This is a genomic window from Microbulbifer maximicatervae (SeqCode) (assembly GCF_052467825.1).
This window is the reverse complement of sequence record NZ_CP174327.1, coordinates 1,754,322-1,778,435: the sequence shown is the minus strand read 5'-3', so window position 1 is coordinate 1,778,435 and position 24,114 is coordinate 1,754,322. Positions and strand designations below refer to the sequence as shown.

The window sequence follows — 24,114 nt, the reverse complement described above, 5'->3', positions numbered from 1 at the left end:
CGATTGCCAACCCGTCCACTTAGCAAAATCTACCAGGACAACAAATGGTACTACTATCAGCCACCAACAAATAATTTTCATTCTCATAAATATATTATTTTCCTAGTATCATTCTATACCTATGATATAAGTGCCGTGACACTTTAACTTTTAGAGTAGTGTCAAATTGCTGCTTTTTATTTCAGCAAATATTAATAAGAAAGCCCTAAGGGGCTCCGAATAACTAACCGATTCGCTGTAACACAAAGACACCAAAGAAAATCCAGACTGGTATATTAGAAGCGGCTAACAAACGCATTAAAACATCAACACTTCAAATGATTTAAGTGTGCCCAATCAAAAGATACTTAAAAAGTCGACTCCAGAATCCAATTAACAATAAAAGTCATGGTAGATACTTTCATCACCATCCAGAGGTTATTTGGAAAGCTTTATAGAGGCCAGATTTGTTATAACCACCAGATTGCACGGCCAGTGAAGATCATCCCTGGCACGCGCAGAATAGACCAACTATTAGCCGTTGCGCTGACGCACGGCCTCAAATAAGCAGACACCCGTGGCAACAGAAACATTTAAGCTGCTTACCTCTCCCGCCATGGGAATTTTGATCAGATGATCGCAGTGTTCCCTAGTCAGGCGACGCAAGCCGCTGCCCTCGGCACCCATAACCAGCGCCAGAGGGCCGGTTAACTGACTTTGGTATACATCCTGTGTCGCCTCACCGGCTGCACCATATATCCACACTCCCGCCTGCTGCAACTGCTGTAACGCGCGAGCCAGGTTAGTCACGGTGACAAAGGGCAATACTTCGGCAGCGCCGCAGGCCACTTTGCGGGCTATTGGTGTCAGTCCGGCGGATTTATCTTTCGGCGCAATCACCGCATGTACTCCGGCAGCCTCTGCCGAGCGCAGGCAGGCACCCAGGTTGTGGGGGTCAGTCACGCCATCCAGCACCAACAAGAAAGGCGCTTCGCCGCGCTGATCCAGTTGTTTTAGCAGGTCGAACAGGAATTTTTCATCGTGAACTTTTGTTTTGCCAGAACAGATAGCAACAACACCCTGGTGATTAGCGCCATCCTCAACTTTTTCATCCAGCGCTCGCCGGTCAATAAAGCGCACGGCAATATCATTTTTTTCCGCCTGCTGGATTATTTTTTGCAGGCGCTGATCCTTGCGGCCACGCAGTAACAGAAGCTCCGATACATTCTGCGGAGAACCTTTTAGGAGGGCCTGCACTGCGTGCAGGCCATAAATAACTTCCTGACTCAATTTATTCCTCGATCACTTTTTCTTTTTACTGCTAGAAGAAATCTTTTTCTTCTTTTTTAGTTTACCCGAACGGGTTTTGGCATTTTCAGCCTTTTGCGCGGCTTTACGGGCAGCCACTGCAGGCCGCTTTCCGCCCTTGCGTGTCGGGGTACGCTTTTTAATCTTGCGTTTGGGCTGGGCATCTTCCCCTTGCCCGCCTTCACCTCGCCTATTGAGCCGCTCTTTTTCCGGTTTTGCTACAGGGGCTTCAACACTGGCCTCTACTGGCACAGCCTCATCTGAACCCACCTTGCGCTTGCGGAAAGGCGAGGACTTGGCTGTGGTCTCGGTATGCTTGGCCCAGGGGTTAGCACTGGTATTGCTGGGTTTTTCTTTTTTATCGCGGCCCCGGCGCTCGCGTTCCAACTGATGTTCTACTGCCATTTCCATAGCGCGGGCACTCACCCGCGTACTCTCTTTCTTTTTCTTCGACTCACGCTTTGCGCGTGGGACCAGTTCATTCAAGGTGAAATCCACCTTGCGCTCTTCGAGATCCACCCGTGCAACCTGCACGGTGACAGAGTCGCCCAAATGGTAACGCTTGCCACTGCGCTCCCCGATAAGACGCTGGTGCGCCTGCTCAAAGCGGTAATAGTCTTTGGGTAGGGCGGTGACATGAATCAGCCCCTCCACGTAGAGATCATCCAACTCCACAAATAATCCAAAGCCGGTTACCGCACTGATAACGCCGGAATAGGTTTCGCCTACATGATCCTGCAGGTATTCACATTTTAGCCAGCTGAGCACATCCCGGGTCGCATCGTCGGCGCGCCGCTCGGTCAGGGAACACTGCTCCCCAAGTTGCAACATGGCCGGCATGTCGTAGGGCAAAATCTGCTCGCGTGCAATCGGTTTGGCGCCGGGCACCGAGTAAACTTTTTTTGCCACCGCAGCTTGGTTGGCACTGCCGTTGCGTATCAACCAGCGCAACGCCCGGTGCAGGAGCAAATCCGGATAGCGGCGAATCGGGGAGGTGAAATGGGCATAGGCCGGGTAATCCAAACCGAAGTGTCCGCGATTCTCCGGCTGGTAAACCGCTTGGTTCATAGAGCGCAACAGCATCACCTGAATAATATGCGCATCTGCACGACCCTCGATCTGCTCCATCAGGTCCTGGAAATCTTTGGGCTGTGGCTCACCACCACCGGGAAGGCGCAGCCCCAATTCACCCAGGTACTCGCGCAAATTACTGAGCTTTTCCTCTTTGGGTGCATCGTGCACCCGGTAGAGTGCGGGCAGTTCCGATAGCTCCATCAGACTCGCCGCGCAGACATTGGCCGCGAGCATACACTCTTCGATCAGCTTGTGAGCATCGTTGCGCACCACCGGGATAATCCGCTCAATTTTTCGCTGGGCGTCAAATATTATCCGGGTCTCAGTCGTTTCAAAATCAATAGCACCCCGGCGCTCCCGCGCTTCGCGCAACGCCTGGTAAAGATCGTGGAGGTTGTCCAGGTGTGGGGTAAGGGTCGCAAATTGCTTGCGGGCACCACTGTCGCGGTTATCCCGCTCATCGAGTATTTGCCCTACCTGGGTGTAAGTCAGGCGCGCGTGGCTGCGCATAACCGCCTCAAAGAAACGATAGTCCTGAATTTCACCGCTTCGGTTGATGTGCATTTCGCACACCATACACAGCCGATCAACATCGGGGTTTAGGGAGCAAAGGCCGTTGGACAATTTCTCCGGCAACATGGGTACAACGAAATCCGGAAAATAAACCGAGTTTCCACGGCCGTGCGCTTCCTCATCCAACGCACTACCCGGACGTACATAGTGGGAAACGTCGGCAATGGCTACCAGCAATTTCCAATTGCCATCGGGTAAAAGTTCGCAATAGACCGCATCATCAAAATCCCGCGCGTCTTCACCATCAATAGTAACCAGCGGCAGCTGGCGAAGATCCACCCGGGATTTTTTGTGATCCTCAAGCACTTCATCGGCGATTTCATTGACCTCCGCTGTCAGTGCACTGGGCCAGGTGTGGGGAATTCCGTAGTTGCGAATAGCAACATCGATCTCCATACCCGGTGCAAGATGATCACCGAGAATTTCGCTGACCTCACCTTGCGGCACTTTATCCCGGCCCGGTTGGGTAACTATTTTTACTACAACATACTGGCCGTGATCAGCTCCGGCGGTGTCCTCAGAGGCCACCATAATATCCAGGTTAATGCGCGGATTATCCGGGCGCACAAAACAAATGCCGTTTTCCCGGTACAAACGCCCGGCCAGCTGCTCGGTATTGTGCTTGATCACCCTGATAACAGCGCCCTCGCGTTTACCGCGAAAACCTCCGGGGGTTTCCCGCACTAAAACTTCATCACCATCAAAGACTTTGCGCATCTGTCGATGGGATAAAAATAGATCGGTGCCACCATCACTGGGGATAACAAAACCAAAGCCATCCCGGTGCCCCATAACCCGGCCGCGTATCAGGCTCATTTTATCCAGTACACCAAAATCACCGGCGCGGTTACTTGCAATCTGCCCATCCCGGGACATGGCGATCAAACGGCGCCTTACCCCTTCGCGACGATCCTCATCGGTTATTTCCAGTAAATCGGCCACCGCTTCCCAGGGCACAGGTTCCGCCTGATTCTCAAGAACTTGTAACAAGTACTCCCGACTGGGCACGGGCTTTTCATATTTCTCCGCCTCGCGCTGGGCATGAGGGTCAATATTGAAGGGGTCTGAGGTATTTTTTTGAGTCAAAACAGCATCCGTTGTTGGGCAGTTGCCAAGTTTGGCAACCTCCGGAGATTATCCGGCCATAAAGAAAGGCGGCGTTGGTGGTGGATTTCTGGTCAATAATTCGCCGCTATTGGACGCATTATAAGCGATTTCGCCAATTTTCCCGACCTAAGAAAAAAATGATGAAAAAAGCGCAACGCAGCCGTTGACACAGGGGGGGCAGATCTCTATAGTTCGCGTCCTCAACGGAGCACACGTTGATTTGCCCAGGTGGCGGAATTGGTAGACGCGCTAGCTTCAGGTGCTAGTGACCTAACGGTCGTGGAGGTTCAAGTCCTCTCCTGGGCACCAATTCCAAAAAGGCTGACTCGCAATAGTCGGCCTTTTTTCGTTTGTGGATTTTACAGTTGCCAAGATCACCCCGCTTCTTTTCGATTACATCAAAAGATAAAACACCCGATGTAAAAAAGCCGGCCCCATGGGCCGGCTTTTTCTAAATAAAGTTAAACTCAATTAATCTTATTACATGCCCGCATTGCCCGAGAGCCCTGTGCGATCAGATTGATCTGCTGTTGAGTCTGAAGCCCCTTCATCTAGCACCGCATCAAAATCAGAGTTCGCTTCAGGTACATCCTCTACTGCTGCAGCCGCCGGTTGCAGCTCCCCAGATTTCAATCGCATCTCCGGGGAATTTACCGCATCCACGCCACTCGTATATGGGTTAACAGCACTGAAAATTGCAGGATCTAATTGCGTGAAGTCCTCCACACTATTTTGCACCGCAGACCTGAGGCCTTGGGCCGCTTGGGCGCCAGCGATAGATTGGAGTTCATCACCCTTACTCGTAAAGCTAGGCACCTGACCTATAAATTCAGGTTCGTAGTAAGAGATAGAAACGACTTCAACATTTTGCGTCGCATCCATACGTAATGGAATCAGTTCACTACCAATCACACTCCAAAGTTCTGTATCAGTACCCAGAGCTACATTGGCCGCCGTAATATGTGTGTCTCCGTAGGTTTCAGCAGTAAGTGCCCCAAAGCCCAAACTCGCAAGCTGTACATTACCTCGCCCAGCATCAATTTCATCAATTACCAGGTCCTCTTGGGCAAGCACAGTAATATCAACATCAGGACCAGAAGTCGCTATCCCAAGGACGCCAACATCAGATTCAATATTTACATCTCCAGCAACGGTAAGCTCCGCACGATTTGCTTTTAACAAACCTCCAATAGTGCCACTCGAACTACTGACCACACTAATATCACCAGTGCCATCGTAGCCCAGTCTCATACCACTAGAATGGAAAGATAATCCCGCCCCGCTAGTATTAAATAGTCCAGAGTAATCGCCACCATCAACAAAATCGAAACTCAAGTCTGTTTCCAATGACAGATTGTTCGCAGTGTTATCAAGCAACTCAAACTCTGAAAAGCCGTAATTACCTACACTATTTCCCGTAGAGAAAATCTGCCAAACGTCATCAGACATACTGTACTGGAAGGAATCATTCCCTTCGCCACCGGAAAGTGCAACAGCACGATCTCCCACAGCATCCACCTGTAAATAGTCGTCACCGTCACCTAGCGAAATACTATCGATAGTAGTGCCAGAAAGCGTTACTGTATCGTCGCCTTCTCCACTGTCTATACCGCTAAGCTGCCCCCCAGATAAGTTGAAGATATCTACCCCAGTACCAGCATAAATAAATTCTATACCGCTAAATGAAAGTGACTTCTCGCTTGTCGACACGCTACTTTGCGAGGCCGTTATGTCCCAGTTTGCATCCACATTAGCGCCATAAAGTGAATCTTCAGCACTACCGGCAGATAAACTTTCCAAACTAGCAAAGGTTACCCCGCCTACAGTCATCGTATCCAAGCTGCTAAATACGTACTTGCTAGCAACATCTTGGCCAACATAAACACCGGCACCCTCAACAAGCTCTAAATTATCAAACTCAACAGAAATACTATTAACAGTAGCCACAGCGCCGCCGTTCACTAGCGAATTATCATTGACACTAGAAGTCCAGGTTGCTCCGTCCGCAGTTACAGTGTCATCTCCAGTTCCAGCATCAAGTATTTCTAGGCCTGTAAAATTAATACCCGCAACGCTGATATCACCCTCAGAAGAGAGGGTAAATTGGTCATCACCTGAAGTACCAATTAACTTATCCGCACCATCATAACTTGTAACCGAATCAATTCCGGTAAAAGAAATACCTGCTGACTCAAGCCCGCTCTCAGTTAGCTCAAAAGTATCATCAGCCCCTGTGCCAAATAATTGAGCACTATTAGTTGCAACTGCATCTATGCCACTAAACTCAACATCGTTAACTGTAACTTCGCCATTGACACCATTGAGTTCCCAACTTGTTGCATCACTTGAAATTTGATCTCCAGCGCCAGTGCCTGCGGTTACTTGAGAAACCGAACTGAAAGTAATTCCGCGAACCTTCAGTTCTTGCCTTGACTTACTTAGCTCAAATACATCCGACTGGTCATAGGTTGCTGCATCAACAATTGCACTGTCAGCAGACACCATTTCAATGCCGCTGAAGTCAATACTCGTTATAGAGATATCACCGTCATTTTCACCTAAGGTCCAACTCTCACTACTAACACTCGCCGTGCCGATAATCGAATCTGAGGTTCCCGATGCTGCAATGCTAAGCAACGTGGAAAACTCCATATTGTCGACTTTAACCAAAGCAACACCACTCTCAGTACTAATAGTGAAATCATCACTATCGCTGCTGCTCAAGCTGCCGTCGCCACCGCTCAGGGCTTCGGCGCCGGTGATGGTGACGCCGTTGTGCACCACTTGGTTGTCGGTGGCGGTCAGGCTCCAGCCGTAATTGGCGCCGCCGCTGACACTGTCGGCACTGCCGCTGGCGGCGATGCTGCTGAGGTCGGCGAAGACCATGCTGTCGACGGTCACTTCGTCGGCATCATCATTAAAGCTGTAGCTGTCGGTTTCGCTGCTGCTCAGGCTGCCGTCGCCACCGCTCAGGGCTTCGGCGCCGGTGATGGTGACGCCGTTGTGCACCACTTGGTTGTCGGTGGCGGTCAGGCTCCAGCCGTAATTGGCGCCGCCGCTGACACTGTCGGCACTGCCGCTGGCGGCGATGCTGCTGAGGTCGGCGAAGACCATGCTGTCGACGGTCACTTCGTCGGCATCATCATTAAAGCTGTAGCTGTCGGTTTCGCTGCTGCTCAGGCTGCCGTCGCCACCGCTCAGGGCTTCGGCGCCGGTGATGGTGACGCCGTTGTGCACCACTTGGTTGTCGGTGGCGGTCAGGCTCCAGCCGTAATTGGCGCCGCCGCTGACACTGTCGGCACTGCCGCTGGCGGCGATGCTGCTGAGGTCGGCGAAGACCATGCTGTCGACGGTCACTTCGTCGGCATCATCATTAAAGCTGTAGCTGTCGGTTTCGCTGCTGCTCAGGCTGCCGTCGCCACCGCTCAGAGCTTCGGCGCCGGTGATGGTGACGCCGTTGTGCACCACTTGGTTGTCGGTGGCGGTCAGGCTCCAGCCGTAATTGGCGCCGCCGCTGACACTGTCGGCACTGCCGCTGGCGGCGATGCTGCTGAGGTCGGCGAAGACCATGCTGTCGACGGTCACTTCGTCGGCATCATCATTAAAGCTGTAGCTGTCGGTTTCGCTGCTGCTCAGGCTGCCGTCGCCACCGCTCAGGGCTTCGGCGCCGGTGATGGTGACGCCGTTGTGCACCACTTGGTTGTCGGTGGCGGTCAGGCTCCAGCCGTAATTGGCGCCGCCGCTGACACTGTCGGCACTGCCGCTGGCGGCGATGCTGCTGAGGTCGGCGAAGACCATGCTGTCGACGGTCACTTCGTCGGCATCATCATTAAAGCTGTAGCTGTCGGTTTCGCTGCTGCTCAGGCTGCCGTCGCCACCGCTCAGGGCTTCGGCGCCGGTGATGGTGACGCCGTTGTGCACCACTTGGTTGTCGGTGGCGGTCAGGCTCCAGCCGTAATTGGCGCCGCCGCTGACACTGTCGGCACTGCCGCTGGCGGCGATGCTGCTGAGGTCGGCGAAGACCATGCTGTCGACGGTTACTTCGTCGGCATCATCATTAAAGCTGTAGCTGTCGGTTTCACTGCTGCTCAGGCTGCCGTCGCCACCGCTCAGGGCTTCGGCGCCGGTGATGGTGACGCCGTTGTGCACCACTTGGTTGTCGGTGGCGGTCAGGCTCCAGCCGTAATTGGCGCCGCCGCTGACACTGTCGGCACTGCCGCTGGCGGCGATGCTGCTGAGGTCGGCGAAGACCATGCTGTCGACGGTCACTTCGTCGGCATCATCATTAAAGCTGTAGCTGTCGGTTTCGCTGCTGCTCAGGCTGCCGTCGCCACCGCTCAGAGCTTCGGCGCCGGTGATGGTGACGCCGTTGTGCACCACTTGGTTGTCGGTGGCGGTCAGGCTCCAGCCGTAATTGGCGCCGCCGCTGACACTGTCGGCACTGCCGCTGGCGGCGATGCTGCTGAGGTCGGCGAAGACCATGCTGTCGACGGTCACTTCGTCGGCATCATCATTAAAGCTGTAGCTGTCGGTTTCGCTGCTGCTCAAGCTGCCGTCGCCACCGCTCAGGGCTTCGGCGCCGGTGATGGTGACGCCGTTGTGCACCACTTGGTTGTCGGTGGCGGTCAGGCTCCAGCCGTAATTGGCGCCGCCGCTGACACTGTCGGCACTGCCGCTGGCGGCGATGCTGCTGAGGTCGGCGAAGACCATGCTGTCGACGGTTACTTCGTCGGCATCATCATTAAAGCTGTAGCTGTCGGTTTCGCTGCTGCTCAGGCTGCCGTCGCCACCGCTCAGGGCTTCGGCGCCGGTGATGGTGACGCCGTTGTGCACCACTTGGTTGTCGGTGGCGGTCAGGCTCCAGCCGTAATTGGCGCCGCCGCTGACACTGTCGGCACTGCCGCTGGCGGCGATGCTGCTGAGGTCGGCGAAGACCATGCTGTCGACGGTCACTTCGTCGGCATCATCATTAAAGCTGTAGCTGTCGGTTTCGCTGCTGCTCAGGCTGCCGTCGCCACCGCTCAGAGCTTCGGCGCCGGTGATGGTGACGCCGTTGTGCACCACTTGGTTGTCGGTGGCGGTCAGGCTCCAGCCGTAATTGGCGCCGCCGCTGACACTGTCGGCACTGCCGCTGGCGGCGATGCTGCTGAGGTCGGCGAAGACCATGCTGTCGACGGTCACTTCGTCGGCATCATCATTAAAGCTGTAGCTGTCGGTTTCGCTGCTGCTCAGGCTGCCGTCGCCACCGCTCAGGGCTTCGGCGCCGGTGATGGTGACGCCGTTGTGCACCACTTGGTTGTCGGTGGCGGTCAGGCTCCAGCCGTAATTGGCGCCGCCGCTGACACTGTCGGCACTGCCGCTGGCGGCGATGCTGCTGAGGTCGGCGAAGACCATGCTGTCGACGGTTACTTCGTCGGCATCATCATTAAAGCTGTAGCTGTCGGTTTCGCTGCTGCTCAGGCTGCCGTCGCCACCGCTCAGGGCTTCGGCGCCGGTGATGGTGACGCCGTTGTGCACCACTTGGTTGTCGGTGGCGGTCAGGCTCCAGCCGTAATTGGCGCCGCCGCTGACACTGTCGGCACTGCCGCTGGCGGCGATGCTGCTGAGGTCGGCGAAGACCATGCTGTCGACGGTCACTTCGTCGGCATCATCATTAAAGCTGTAGCTGTCGGTTTCGCTGCTGCTCAGGCTGCCGTCGCCACCGCTCAGGGCTTCGGCGCCGGTGATGGTGACGCCGTTGTGCACCACTTGGTTGTCGGTGGCGGTCAGGCTCCAGCCGTAATTGGCGCCGCCGCTGACACTGTCGGCACTGCCGCTGGCGGCGATGCTGCTGAGGTCGGCGAAGACCATGCTGTCGACGGTCACTTCGTCGGCATCATCATTAAAGCTGTAGCTGTCGGTTTCGCTGCTGCTCAGGCTGCCGTCGCCACCGCTCAGAGCTTCGGCGCCGGTGATGGTGACGCCGTTGTGCACCACTTGGTTGTCGGTGGCGGTCAGGCTCCAGCCGTAATTGGCGCCGCCGCTGACACTGTCGGCACTGCCGCTGGCGGCGATGCTGCTGAGGTCGGCGAAGACCATGCTGTCGACGGTCACTTCGTCGGCATCATCATTAAAGCTGTAGCTGTCGGTTTCGCTGCTGCTCAGGCTGCCGTCGCCACCGCTCAGGGCTTCGGCGCCGGTGATGGTGACGCCGTTGTGCACCACTTGGTTGTCGGTGGCGGTCAGGCTCCAGCCGTAATTGGCGCCGCCGCTGACACTGTCGGCACTGCCGCTGGCGGCGATGCTGCTGAGGTCGGCGAAGACCATGCTGTCGACGGTCACTTCGTCGGCATCATCATTAAAGCTGTAGCTGTCGGTTTCGCTGCTGCTCAGGCTGCCGTCGCCACCGCTCAGGGCTTCGGCGCCGGTGATGGTGACGCCGTTGTGCACCACTTGGTTGTCGGTGGCGGTCAGGCTCCAGCCGTAATTGGCGCCGCCGCTGACACTGTCGGCACTGCCGCTGGCGGCGATGCTGCTGAGGTCGGCGAAGACCATGCTGTCGACGGTTACTTCGTCGGCATCATCATTAAAGCTGTAGCTGTCGGTTTCACTGCTGCTCAGGCTGCCGTCGCCACCGCTCAGGGCTTCGGCGCCGGTGATGGTGACGCCGTTGTGCACCACTTGGTTGTCGGTGGCGGTCAGGCTCCAGCCGTAATTGGCGCCGCCGCTGACACTGTCGGCACTGCCGCTGGCGGCGATGCTGCTGAGGTCGGCGAAGACCATGCTGTCGACGGTCACTTCGTCGGCATCATCATTAAAGCTGTAGCTGTCGGTTTCGCTGCTGCTCAGGCTGCCGTCGCCACCGCTCAGAGCTTCGGCGCCGGTGATGGTGACGCCGTTGTGCACCACTTGGTTGTCGGTGGCGGTCAGGCTCCAGCCGTAATTGGCGCCGCCGCTGACACTGTCGGCACTGCCGCTGGCGGCGATGCTGCTGAGGTCGGCGAAGACCATGCTGTCGACGGTCACTTCGTCGGCATCATCATTAAAGCTGTAGCTGTCGGTTTCGCTGCTGCTCAAGCTGCCGTCGCCACCGCTCAGGGCTTCGGCGCCGGTGATGGTGACGCCGTTGTGCACCACTTGGTTGTCGGTGGCGGTCAGGCTCCAGCCGTAATTGGCGCCGCCGCTGACACTGTCGGCACTGCCGCTGGCGGCGATGCTGCTGAGGTCGGCGAAGACCATGCTGTCGACGGTTACTTCGTCGGCATCATCATTAAAGCTGTAGCTGTCGGTTTCGCTGCTGCTCAGGCTGCCGTCGCCACCGCTCAGGGCTTCGGCGCCGGTGATGGTGACGCCGTTGTGCACCACTTGGTTGTCGGTGGCGGTCAGGCTCCAGCCGTAATTGGCGCCGCCGCTGACACTGTCGGCACTGCCGCTGGCGGCGATGCTGCTGAGGTCGGCGAAGACCATGCTGTCGACGGTCACTTCGTCGGCATCATCATTAAAGCTGTAGCTGTCGGTTTCGCTGCTGCTCAGGCTGCCGTCGCCACCGCTCAGAGCTTCGGCGCCGGTGATGGTGACGCCGTTGTGCACCACTTGGTTGTCGGTGGCGGTCAGGCTCCAGCCGTAATTGGCGCCGCCGCTGACACTGTCGGCACTGCCGCTGGCGGCGATGCTGCTGAGGTCGGCGAAGACCATGCTGTCGACGGTCACTTCGTCGGCATCATCATTAAAGCTGTAGCTGTCGGTTTCGCTGCTGCTCAGGCTGCCGTCGCCACCGCTCAGGGCTTCGGCGCCGGTGATGGTGACGCCGTTGTGCACCACTTGGTTGTCGGTGGCGGTCAGGCTCCAGCCGTAATTGGCGCCGCCGCTGACACTGTCGGCACTGCCGCTGGCGGCGATGCTGCTGAGGTCGGCGAAGACCATGCTGTCGACGGTTACTTCGTCGGCATCATCATTAAAGCTGTAGCTGTCGGTTTCGCTGCTGCTCAGGCTGCCGTCGCCACCGCTCAGGGCTTCGGCGCCGGTGATGGTGACGCCGTTGTGCACCACTTGGTTGTCGGTGGCGGTCAGGCTCCAGCCGTAATTGGCGCCGCCGCTGACACTGTCGGCACTGCCGCTGGCGGCGATGCTGCTGAGGTCGGCGAAGACCATGCTATCGACGGTCACTTCGTCGGCGTCGGCATTAAAGCTGTAGTGGTCATCATAGATACTGCTGAGGACGCCGTTGCCGCCACTTACAGTGCTGGCATCAGCAATAGTAATTCCAGCATGGACTACCTGGTTATCGCTACTTGCTAGCGTCCACTCATAACCATCTAGACCTATTACTCCCGCATCATCAGCAATTAGAAGGGTTACACCTTCAAAGTTTATTTCGTAATTAGTTGCTGCATTTTCTGCTGTAACAATCCAATCCTCACCGGTATAACCTGTAACGCTATCTGCAAATCCGTTGGTTATTACATTTTCCACACTTGTGAAGTTATATTCATATCCATTGCTCAAATCACCGTCAGTATCTGAAGCAATATGACCACTTCCGAGGACATGAAAGTCACCTGACTGATCTGCTCCAATCGACAAGTAACTCGCAGCGATGCTACTTAAATTAAGGAATAGAATTCCATTAATTTCACCGTCTTCTAGATAAGCTTCATCAACATTTAGGGTATCTGCTCCGTCAAGTGCATTGACGGTTTCCAGATTACTAAAGACAAGGTTGCCACCAACTTCTAAATCACCGCTATCAGTAATGGCAAATTCATCAACCCCATCAGTACCCAGCAGGATATCTGTATCTGAACCATCCCCTTTACTGCCTGCATCAATAGAACTGTTAAAGCCGGTAAACGCAATCTCATTCGCAGTGATTTCACTATCACTCACCAGAGCAAAGGTATCGCTCTCTTCCGAACCAACGATTATCCCGGTTGTGGCATCGCTAAACGCCACACTGTCCATATTCTGGAAAGTGATGCCGGTATTAATCAATTCTTTGGCGGTGCCGGTGAGGTCTACTTGAGACGCGGTGATCAGTGTATCCGCATCACTGGCATCCAACTCGATTCCTGCGTCAATGGTGCTGTTAAAGCCCGTAAAACTAATATCGTTTGCAGTAATTTCTGAACTGCTGACTATCTCGAAAGTATCACTGTTACTGGAGCCCGCAATAATGCCAGTTGTGGCATCGCTAAACGCCACACTGTCCATGTTCTGGAAAGTGATATCGGTATTAATCAGCTCTTTAGCGGTGCCGGTGAGGTCTACTTGAGACGCGGTGATCAGTGTATCCGCATCACTGGCATCCGACTCGATTCCTGCGTCAATAGTGCTGTTAAAGCCCGTAAAACTAATATCGTTTGCGGTAATTTCTGAACTGCTGACTATCTCGAAAGTATCACTGTTACTGGAGCCCGCAATAATGCCAGTTGTGGCATCGCTAAACGCCACACTGTCCATGTTCTGGAAAGTGATACCGGTATTAATCAGCTCTTTAGCGGTGCCGGTGAGGTCTACTTGAGACGCGGTGATCAATGTATCCGCATCACTGGCATCCGACTCGATCCCTGCGTCAATGGTGCTGTTAAAGCCCGTAAAACTAATATCGTTTGCAGTAATTTCTGAACTGCTGACTATCTCGAAAGTATCACTGTTACTGGAGCCCGCAATAATACCGGTTGTGGCATCGCTAAACGCCACACTGTCCATATTCTGGAAAGTGATACCGGTATTAATCAATTCTTTGGCGGTGCCGGTGAGGTCTACTTGTGACGCGGTGATCAGTGTATCCGCATCACTGGCATCCGACTCGATTCCTGCGTCAATGGTGCTGTTAAAGCCCGTAAAACTAATATCGTTTGCGGTAATTTCTGAACTGCTGACTATTTCGAAAGTATCACTGTTACTGGAGCCCGCAATAATGCCAGTTGTGGCATCGCTAAACGCCACACTGTCCATATTCTGGAAAGTGATGCCGGTATTAATCAGCTCTTTGGCGGTGCCGGTGAGGTCTACTTGAGACGCGGTGATCAGTGTATCCGCATCACTGGCATCCGACTCGATTCCTGCGTCAATGGTGCTGTTAAAGCCCGTAAAACTAATATCGTTTGCAGTAATTTCTGAACTGCTGACTATCTCGAAAGTATCACTGTTACTGGAGCCCGCAATAATACCGGTTGTGGCATCACTAAACGCCACACTGTCCATATTCTGGAAAGTGATACCGGTATTAATCAGCTCTTTGGCGGTGCCGGTGAGGTCTACTTGAGACGCGGTAATCAGTGTATCCGCATCACTGGCATCCGACTCGATCCCTGCGTCAATGGTGCTGTTAAAGCCCGTAAAACTAATATCGTTTGCAGTAATTTCTGAACTGCTGACTATCTCGAAAGTATCACTGTTACTGGAGCCCGCAATAATGCCAGTTGTGGCATCGCTAAACGCCACACTGTCCATATTCTGGAAAGTGATACCGGTATTAATCAGCTCTTTGGCAGTGCCGGTGAGGTCTACTTGAGATGCGGTGATCAGTGTATCCGCATCACTGGCATCCGACTCGATCCCTGCGTCAATGGTGCTGTTAAAGCCCGTAAAACTAATATCGTTTGCAGTAATTTCTGAACTGCTGACTATCTCGAAAGTATCACTGTTACTGGAGCCCGCAATAATGCCAGTTGTGGCATCGCTAAACGCCACACTGTCCATATTCTGGAAAGTGATACCGGTATTAATCAGCTCTTTGGCAGTGCCGGTGAGGTCTACTTTAGATGCGGTGATCAGTGTATCCGCATCACTGGCATCCGACTCGATCCCTGCGTCAATGGTGCTGTTAAAGCCCGTAAAACTAATATCGTTTGCAGTAATTTCTGAACTGCTGACTATCTCGAAAGTATCACTGTTACTGGAGCCCGCAATAATGCCAGTTGTGGCATCGCTAAACGCCACACTGTCCATATTCTGGAAAGTGATACCGGTATTAATCAGCTCTTTGGCAGTGCCGGTGAGGTCTACTTGAGATGCGGTGATCAGTGTATCCGCATCACTGGCATCCGACTCGATCCCTGCGTCAATGGTGCTGTTAAAGCCCGTAAAACTAATATCATTTGCAGTAATTTTTGAACTGCTGACTATCTCGAAAGTATCACTGTTACTGGAGCCCGCAATAATACCGGTTGTGGCATCACTAAACGCCACACTGTCCATATTCTGGAAAGTGATACCGGTATTAATCAATTCTTTGGCGGTGCCGGTAAGGTCTACTTGAGACGCGGTAATCAGTGTATCCGCATCACTGGCATCCGACTCGATCCCTGCGTCAATGGTGCTGTTAAAGCCCGTAAAACTAATATCGTTTGCAGTAATTTCTGAACTGCTGACTATCTCGAAAGTATCACTGTTACTGGAGCCCGCAATAATGCCAGTTGTGGCATCGCTAAACGCCACACTGTCCATATTCTGGAAAGTGATACCGGTATTAATCAGCTCTTTGGCGGTGCCGGTGAGATCCACCTGTGTTGCCGTAGTTAAAGTGTCTATAACACCGCTATCAGCTCCGGCATCAACGGTTTCCAGATTGCTAAAGACAAGGTTGCCACCAACTTCTAAATCACCGCTATCAGTAATGGCAAATTCATCAACCCCATCAGTACCCAGCAGGATATCTGTATCTGAACCATCCCCTTTACTGCCTGCATCAATAGAACTGTTAAAGCCGGTAAACGCAATCTCATTCGCAGTGATTTCACTATCACTCACCAGAGCAAAGGTATCGCTCTCTTCCGAACCAACGATTATCCCGGTTGTGGCATTGCTAAACGCCACACTGTCCATATTCTGGAAAGTGATGCCGGTATTAATCAGCTCTTTGGCGGTGCCGGTAAGGTCTACTTGAGACGCGGTAATCAGTGTATCCGCATCACTGGCATCCGACTCGATCCCTGCGTCAATGGTGCTGTTAAAGCCCGTAAAACTAATATCGTTTGCAGTAATTTCTGAACTGCTGACTATCTCGAAAGTATCACTGTTACTGGAGCCCGCAATAATGCCAGTTGTGGCATCGCTAAACGCCACACTGTCCATATTCTGGAAAGTGATACCGGTATTAATCAGCTCTTTGGCGGTGCCGGTGAGATCCACCTGTGTTGCCGTAGTTAAAGTGTCTATAACACCGCTATCAGCTCCGGCATCAACGGTTTCCAGATTACTAAAGACAAGGTTGCCACCAACTTCTAAATCACCGCTATCAGTAATGGCAAATTCATCAACCCCATCAGTACCCAGCAGGATATCTGTATCTGAACCATCCCCTTTACTGCCAGCATCAATAGTGCTGTTAAAGCCGGTAAACGCAATCTCATTCGCAGTGATTTCACTATCACTCACCAGAGCAAAGGTATCGCTCTCTTCCGAACCAACGATTATCCCGGTTGTGGCATTGCTAAACGCCACACTGTCCATATTCTGGAAAGTGATACCGGTATTAATCAGCTCTTTGGCGGTGCCGGTGAGGTCTACTTGAGACGCGGTAATCAAGGTATCCGCATCACTGGCATCCGACTCGATCCCTGCGTCAATGGTGCTGTTAAAGCCCGTAAAACTAATATCATTTGCGGTAATTTTTGAACTGCTGACTATCTCGAAAGTATCACTGTTACTGGAGCCCGCAATAATACCGGTTGTGGCATCACTAAACGCCACACTGTCCATATTCTGGAAAGTGATACCGGTATTAATCAATTCTTTGGCGGTGCCGGTAAGGTCTACTTGAGACGCGGTAATCAGTGTATCCGCATCACTGGCATCCGGCTCGATTCCTGCGTCAATAGTGCTGTTAAAGCCCGTAAAACTAATATCGTTTGCAGTAATTTCTGAACTGCTGACTATCTCGAAAGTATCACTGTTACTGGAGCCCGCAATAATACCGGTTGTGGCATCACTAAACGCCACACTGTCCATATTCTGGAAAGTGATACCGGTATTAATCAATTCTTTGGCGGTGCCGGTGAGGTCTACTTGAGACGCGGTGATCAGTGTATCCGCATCACTGGCATCCGACTCGATTCCTGCGTCAATGGTGCTGTTAAAGCCCGTAAAACTAATATCGTTTGCAGTAATTTCTGAACTGCTGACTATCTCGAAAGTATCACTGTTACTGGAGCCCGCAATAATACCGGTTGTGGCATCACTAAACGCCACACTGTCCATATTCTGGAAAGTGATACCGGTATTAATCAGCTCTTTGGCGGTGCCGGTGAGGTCTACTTGAGACGCGGTAATCAGTGTATCCGCATCACTGGCATCCGACTCGATCCCTGCGTCAATGGTGCTGTTAAAGCCCGTAAAACTAATATCGTTTGCAGTAATTTCTGAACTGCTGACTATCTCGAAAGTATCACTGTTACTGGAGCCCGCAATAATGCCAGTTGTGGCATCGCTAAACGCCACACTGTCCATATTCTGGAAAGTGATACCGGTATTAATCAGCTCTTTGGCAGTGCCGGTGAGGTCTACTTGAGATGCGGTGATCAGTGTATCCGCATCACTGGCATCCGACTCGATCCCTGCGTCAATGGTGCTGTTAAAGCCCGTAAAACTAATATCGTTTGCAGTAATTTCTGAACTGCTGACTATCTCGAAAGTATCACTGTTACTGGAGCCCGCAATAATGCCAGTTGTGGCATCGCTAAACGCCACACTGTCCATATTCTGGAAAGTGATACCGGTATTAATCAGCTCTTTGGCAGTACCGGTGAGGTCTACTTGAGATGCGGTGATCAGTGTATCCGCATCACTGGCATCCGACTCGATCCCTGCGTCAATGGTGCTGTTAAAGCCCGTAAAACTAATATCATTTGCGGTAATTTTTGAACTGCTGACTATCTCGAAAGTATCACTGTTACTGGAGCCCGCAATAATACCGGTTGTGGCATCACTAAACGCCACACTGTCCATATTCTGGAAAGTGATACCGGTATTAATCAATTCTTTGGCGGTGCCGGTAAGGTCTACTTGAGACGCGGTAATCAGTGTATCCGCATCACTGGCATCCGGCTCGATTCCTGCGTCAATGGTGCTGTTAAAGCCCGTAAAACTAATATCGTTTGCAGTAATTTCTGAACTGCTGACTATCTCGAAAGTATCACTGTTACTGGAGCCCGCAATAATACCGGTTGTGGCATCACTAAACGCCACACTGTCCATATTCTGGAAAGTGATACCGGTATTAATCAATTCTTTAGCGGTGCCGGTAAGGTCTACTTGAGACGCGGTAATCAGTGTATCCGCATCACTGGCATCCGACTCGATTCCTGCGTCAATGGTGCTGTTAAAGCCCGTAAAACTAATATCGTTTGCAGTAATTTCTGAACTGCTGACTATCTCGAAAGTATCACTGTTACTGGAGCCCGCAATAATGCCAGTTGTGGCATCGCTAAACGCCACACTGTCCATATTCTGGAAAGTGATACCGGTATTAATCAGCTCTTTGGCAGTACCGGTGAGGTCTACTTGAGATGCGGTGATCAGTGTATCCGCATCACTGGCATCCGACTCGATCCCTGCGTCAATGGTGCTGTTAAAGCCCGTAAAACTAATATCATTTGCGGTAATTTTTGAACTGCTGACTATCTCGAAAGTATCACTGTTACTGGAGCCCGCAATAATACCGGTTGTGGCATCACTAAACGCCACACTGTCCATATTCTGGAAAGTGATACCGGTATTAATCAGCTCTTTGGCGGTGCCGGTAAGGTCTACTTGAGACGCGGTAATCAGTGTATCCGCATCACTGGCATCCGGCTCGATTCCTGCGTCAATGGTGCTGTTAAAGCCCGTAAAACTAATATCGTTTGCAGTAATTTCTGAACTGCTGACTATCTCGAAAGTATCACTGTTACTGGAGCCCGCAATAATGCCAGTTGTGGCATCGCTAAACGCCACACTGTCCATATTCTGGAAAGTGATACCGGTATTAATCAGCTCTTTGGCGGTGCCGGTGAGATCCACCTGTGTTGCCGTAGTTAAAGTGTCTATAACACCGCTATCAGCTCCGGCATCAACGGTTTCCAGATTGCTAAAGACAAGGTTGCCACCAACTTCTAAATCACCGCTATCAGTAATGGCAAATTCATCAACCCCATCAGTACCCAGCAGGATATCTGTATCTGAACCATCCCCTTTACTGCCTGCATCAATAGAACTGTTAAAGCCGGTAAACGCAATCTCATTCGCAGTGATTTCACTATCACTCACCAGAGCAAAGGTATCGCTCTCTTCCGAACCAACGATTATCCCGGTTGTGGCATCGCTAAACGCCACACTGTCCATATTCTGGAAAGTGATGCCGGTATTAATCAGCTCTTTGGCGGTGCCGGTGAGGTCTACTTGTGACGCGGTGATCAGTGTATCCGCATCACTGACATCCGACTCGATCCCTGCGTCAATGGTGCTGTTAAAGCCCGTAAAACTAATATCGTTTGCAGTAATTTCTGAACTGCTGACTATCTCGAAAGTATCACTGTTACTGGAGCCCGCAATAATACCGGTTGTAGCATCGCTAAACGCCACACTGTCCATATTCTGGAAAGTGATACCGGTATTAATCAATTCTTTGGCGGTGCCGGTGAGGTCTACTTGAGACGCGGTGATCAGTGTATCCGCATCACTGACATCCGACTCGATTCCTGCGTCAATGGTGCTGTTAAAGCCCGTAAAACTAATATCGTTTGCAGTAATTTCTGAACTGCTGACTATCTCGAAAGTATCACTGTTACTGGAGCCCGCAATAATACCGGTTGTGGCATCACTAAACGCCACACTGTCCATGTTCTGGAAAGTGATACCGGTATTAATCAGCTCTTTAGCGGTGCCGGTGAGGTCTACTTGTGACACGGTGATCAGTGTATCCGCATCACTGGCATCCGACTCGATTCCTGCGTCAATGGTGCTGTTAAAGCCCGTAAAACTAATATCGTTTGCGGTAATTTCTGAACTGCTGACTATCTCGAAACTATCACTGTTACTGGAGCCCGCAATAATGCCAGTTGTGGCATCGCTAAGCGCCACACTGTCCATGTTCTGGAAAGTGATACCGGTATTAATCAGCTCTTTAGCGGTGCCGGTGAGATCCACCTGTGTTGCCGTAGTTAAAGTGTCTATAACACCGCTATCCGCCCCAGCATCAACGGTTTCCAAATTGCTAAAGACAAGGTTGCCACCAACTTCTAAATCACCGCTATCAGTAATGGCAAATTCATCAACCCCATCGGTACCCAGCAAGATATCTGTATCTGAACCATCCCCTTTACTGCCTGCATCAATAGTGCTGTTAAAGCCGGTAAACGCAATCTCATTCGCAGTGATTTTACTATCACTCACCAGAGCAAAGGTATCGCTCTCTTCCGAACCAACGATTATCCCGGTTGTGGCATCGCTAAACGCCACACTGTCCATATTCTGGAAAGTGATGCCGGTATTAACCAGCTCTTTGGCGGTGCCGGTGAGGTCTACTTGTGACGCGGTGATCAGTGTATCCGCATCACTGGCATCCGACTCGATTCCTGCGTCAATGGTGCTGTTAAAGCCCGTAAAACTAATATCGTTTGCGGTAATTTCTGAACTGCTGACTATCTCGAAAGTATCACTGTTACTGGAGCCCGCAATAATACCGGTTGTGGCATCGCTAAACGCCACACTGTCCATATTCTGGAAAGTGATGCCGGTATTAATCAGCTCTTTGGCGGTGCCGGTGAGGTCTACTTGTGACGCGGTGATCAGTGTATCCGCATCACTGACATCCGACTCGATTCCTGCGTCAATGGTGCTGTTAAAGCCCGTAAAACTAATATCGTTTGCAGTAATTTCTGAACTGCTGACTATCTCGAAAGTATCACTGTTACTGGAGCCCGCAATAATGCCAGTTGTGGCATCGCTAAACGCCACACTGTCCATGTTCTGGAAAGTGATACCGGTATTAATCAGCTCTTTAGCGGTGCCGGTGAGGTCTACTTGTGACGCGGTGATCAGTGTATCCGCATCACTGGCATCCGACTCGATTCCTGCGTCAATGGTGCTGTTAAAGCCCGTAAAACTAATATCGTTTGCAGTAATTTCTGAACTGCTGACTATCTCGAAAGTATCACTGTTACTGGAGCCCGCAATAATACCGGTTGTGGCATCACTAAACGCCACACTGTCCATATTCTGGAAAGTGATACCGGTATTAATCAATTCTTTAGCGGTGCCGGTAAGGTCTACTTGAGACGCGGTAATCAGTGTATCCGCATCACTGGCATCCGACTCGATTCCTGCGTCAATGGTGCTGTTAAAGCCCGTAAAACTAATATCGTTTGCAGTAATTTCTGAACTGCTGACTATCTCGAAAGTATCACTGTTACTGGAGCCCGCAATAATGCCAGTTGTGGCATCGCTAAACGCCACACTGTCCATATTCTGGAAAGTGATACCGGTATTAATCAGCTCTTTAGCGGTGCCGGTGAGATCCACCTGTGTTGCCGTAGTTAAAGTGTCTATAACACCGCTATCCGCCCCAGCATCAACGGTTTCCAGATTGCTAAAGACAAGGTTGCCACCAACTTCTAAATCACCGCTATCAGTAATGGCAAATTCATCAACCCCATCGGTACCCAGCAAGATATCTGTATCTGAACCATCCCCTTTACTGCCAGCATCAATAGTGCTGTTAAAGCCGGTAAACGCAATCTCATTCGCAGTGATTTCACTATCACTCACCAGAGCAAAAGTATCGCTCTCTTCCGAACCAACGATTATCCCGGTTGTGGCATCGCTAAACGCCACACTGTCCATATTCTGAAAAGTGATACCGGTATTAATCAGCTCTTTGGCGGTGCCGGTGAGATCTACCTGTGTTGCCGTAGTTAAAGTGTCTATAACACCGCTATCCGCCCCAGCATCAACGGTTTCCAGATTGCTAAAGACAAGGTTGCCACCAACTTCTAAATCACCGCTATCAGTAATGGCAAATTCATCAACCCCATCAGTACCCAGCAGGATATCTGTATCTGAACCATCCCCTTTACTGCCAGCATCAATAGTGCTGTTAAAGCCGGTAAACGCAATCTCATTCGCAGTGATTTCACTATCACTCACCAGAGCAAAGGTATCGCTCTCTTCCGAACCAACGATTATCCCGGTTGTGGCATCGCTAAACGCCACACTGTCCATATTCTGGAAAGTGATGCCGGTATTAATCAGCTCTTTGGCGGTGCCGGTGAGGTCTACTTGTGACGCGGTGATCAGTGTATCCGCATCACTGGCATCCGACTCGATTCCCGCGTCAATGGTGCTGTTAAAGCCCGTAAAACTAATATCGTTTGCGGTAATTTCTGAACTGCTGACTATCTCGAAAGTATCACTGTTACTGGAGCCCGCAATAATACCGGTTGTGGCATCGCTAAACGCCACACTGTCCATATTCTGGAAAGTGATACCGGTATTAATCAGCTCTTTAGCGGTGCCGGTGAGGTCTACTTGAGACGCGGTAATCAATGTATCCGCATCACTGGCATCCGACTCGATCCCTGCGTCAATGGTGCTGTTAAAGCCCGTAAAACTAATATCGTTTGCAGTAATTTCTGAACTGCTGACTATCTCGAAAGTATCACTGTTACTGGAGCCCGCAATAATACCGGTTGTGGCATCGCTAAACGCCACACTGTCCATATTTTGGAAAGTGGTCCCATTATTAATAAGCTCTTTTTCAAGACCGGTTAAATCCACTTGACTGGCGGTAATTAATTTATCAGTGATACCAGTGTTAGAGCCAGCATCTACTAATTCTACATTGCTAAAAGATATACTAGCGGCGAAATCTTCACTCTGGGAAACACTAAAGCTATGCTCTTCATCCCCAGAGCTAATATATTCAGCCTCGGATGAAAGCGTATACTTATCCTCACCTGCCCCACCGGTGATTACGGCAGTTCCAGAGAATTCTATTTCACCAAGTTCGTTTTCCGAGCCATCACCCGACTGCCCCACTGAGAAAGAGAAATTTGTAGCATCGATAGAACCGGTATTAACAAATGAATCTGTTGTTTCAACCTCAAGCTGTGCATTGACATCTTCGGTTCCTCCATTCGTTAGAGAAACTTCTAGATTCCCGCTATTAACAACACTCCCACCAGAACCGAAAAGGCGAATTTTTCCATCGCTGGTATCAATACCCCTAGCCTGAATAGTACCTTCATTATTCACGGCAGCCGTGAACAAATCACTAGATACATTTGCCTCCATTAAAACAGTGGCTGACTCGATAGAACCACTATTGAGAACCGCACTATCAACACCTAGAGCATTTTCTGCTACAGCAGATGTCACCTCAACCCCGATTAACCCATCGGTATCAAAAGTTAAGGCAGCTGTGTCCCCTGCAGCCAAAATCACTAACTCAGCTTGAATCAATCCAGTTGTGTCGGCAAGAGAGGTATCACCAAGACTGTTCTCTACATATTTACCTACAAGAACGGCGCTAGATGCATTAATAGTGCCCCTATTAATAACGAAACCTGCTTCACTATCAGTGCCAACACTTTCAAGTACAAAATCCGTATTCAATGCCATGAAATCTTCTGAAGTAATCTCAAGGCCGGAAGCAGTTAGAGCCCCTACATTTACTGTCGCAGTTTCTGTAAATAGAATTCCGCGAGGGTTCACCAAAATAACATGGCCATCTGCTTGGATAGAGCCATGAATATTACTTGCACTTTCATCAAGAATTCTATTAAGAACAATATCTGATGCACTTGACTGATCAAAAATAACTGTCTCATTTGCCTCAACATTAAATGAGTTCCAGTCGATGGATAAAAGACCAGAATCTTGATCAATGGTAGTTACATCACCACTATAATCAATGGTCCCTTCACCGGCAATTATCGAGCCACCTTCTGGTGCGGCAATAGCCAAAGGGCTTAGTATTCCAGCTGCAATTCCAAAACATGCCAAATGTGACATTCTGACCGCCAAGGCCAGCCGCTTTATTTTCAAAGAATTTTTATCGCTTTTCATACCAGCACCTTTCGTAGAGCTCCTGCTCAACTTCAGCTAATAAATATT

3 protein-coding genes and 1 tRNA gene are annotated in these 24,114 nt (G+C 51.3%); 1 reads left to right on the top strand and 3 read right to left on the bottom strand.

Annotated elements, in window-relative coordinates; all coding sequences use genetic code 11:
* Window positions 1–513: 513 nt before the first annotated feature.
* Window positions 514–1,269: a 23S rRNA (guanosine(2251)-2'-O)-methyltransferase RlmB gene (gene rlmB, locus ACJJII_RS07850; protein WP_444918839.1), complete on the bottom strand. Its 756-nt coding sequence runs from the start codon at window positions 1,267–1,269 to the stop codon at window positions 514–516.
* 12 nt (window positions 1,270–1,281) lie between these two features.
* Window positions 1,282–4,020, bottom strand: coding sequence for a ribonuclease R (rnr, locus tag ACJJII_RS07845; protein ID WP_444918838.1), 2,739 nt, complete (start codon window positions 4,018–4,020; stop codon window positions 1,282–1,284).
* Window positions 4,021–4,263: 243 nt separating this feature from the next.
* Here rnr and ACJJII_RS07840 point away from each other — a divergent pair.
* Window positions 4,264–4,350 (top strand) — tRNA-Leu (locus ACJJII_RS07840).
* A gap of 171 nt (window positions 4,351–4,521) precedes the next feature.
* Here ACJJII_RS07840 and ACJJII_RS07835 read toward each other — a convergent pair.
* The gene (locus tag ACJJII_RS07835; RefSeq protein WP_444918837.1) at window positions 4,522–24,012 is read right to left on the bottom strand and encodes a beta strand repeat-containing protein; all 19,491 of its coding nucleotides are present in this window, start codon (window positions 24,010–24,012) and stop codon (window positions 4,522–4,524) included.
* Window positions 24,013–24,114 lie beyond the last annotated feature (102 nt).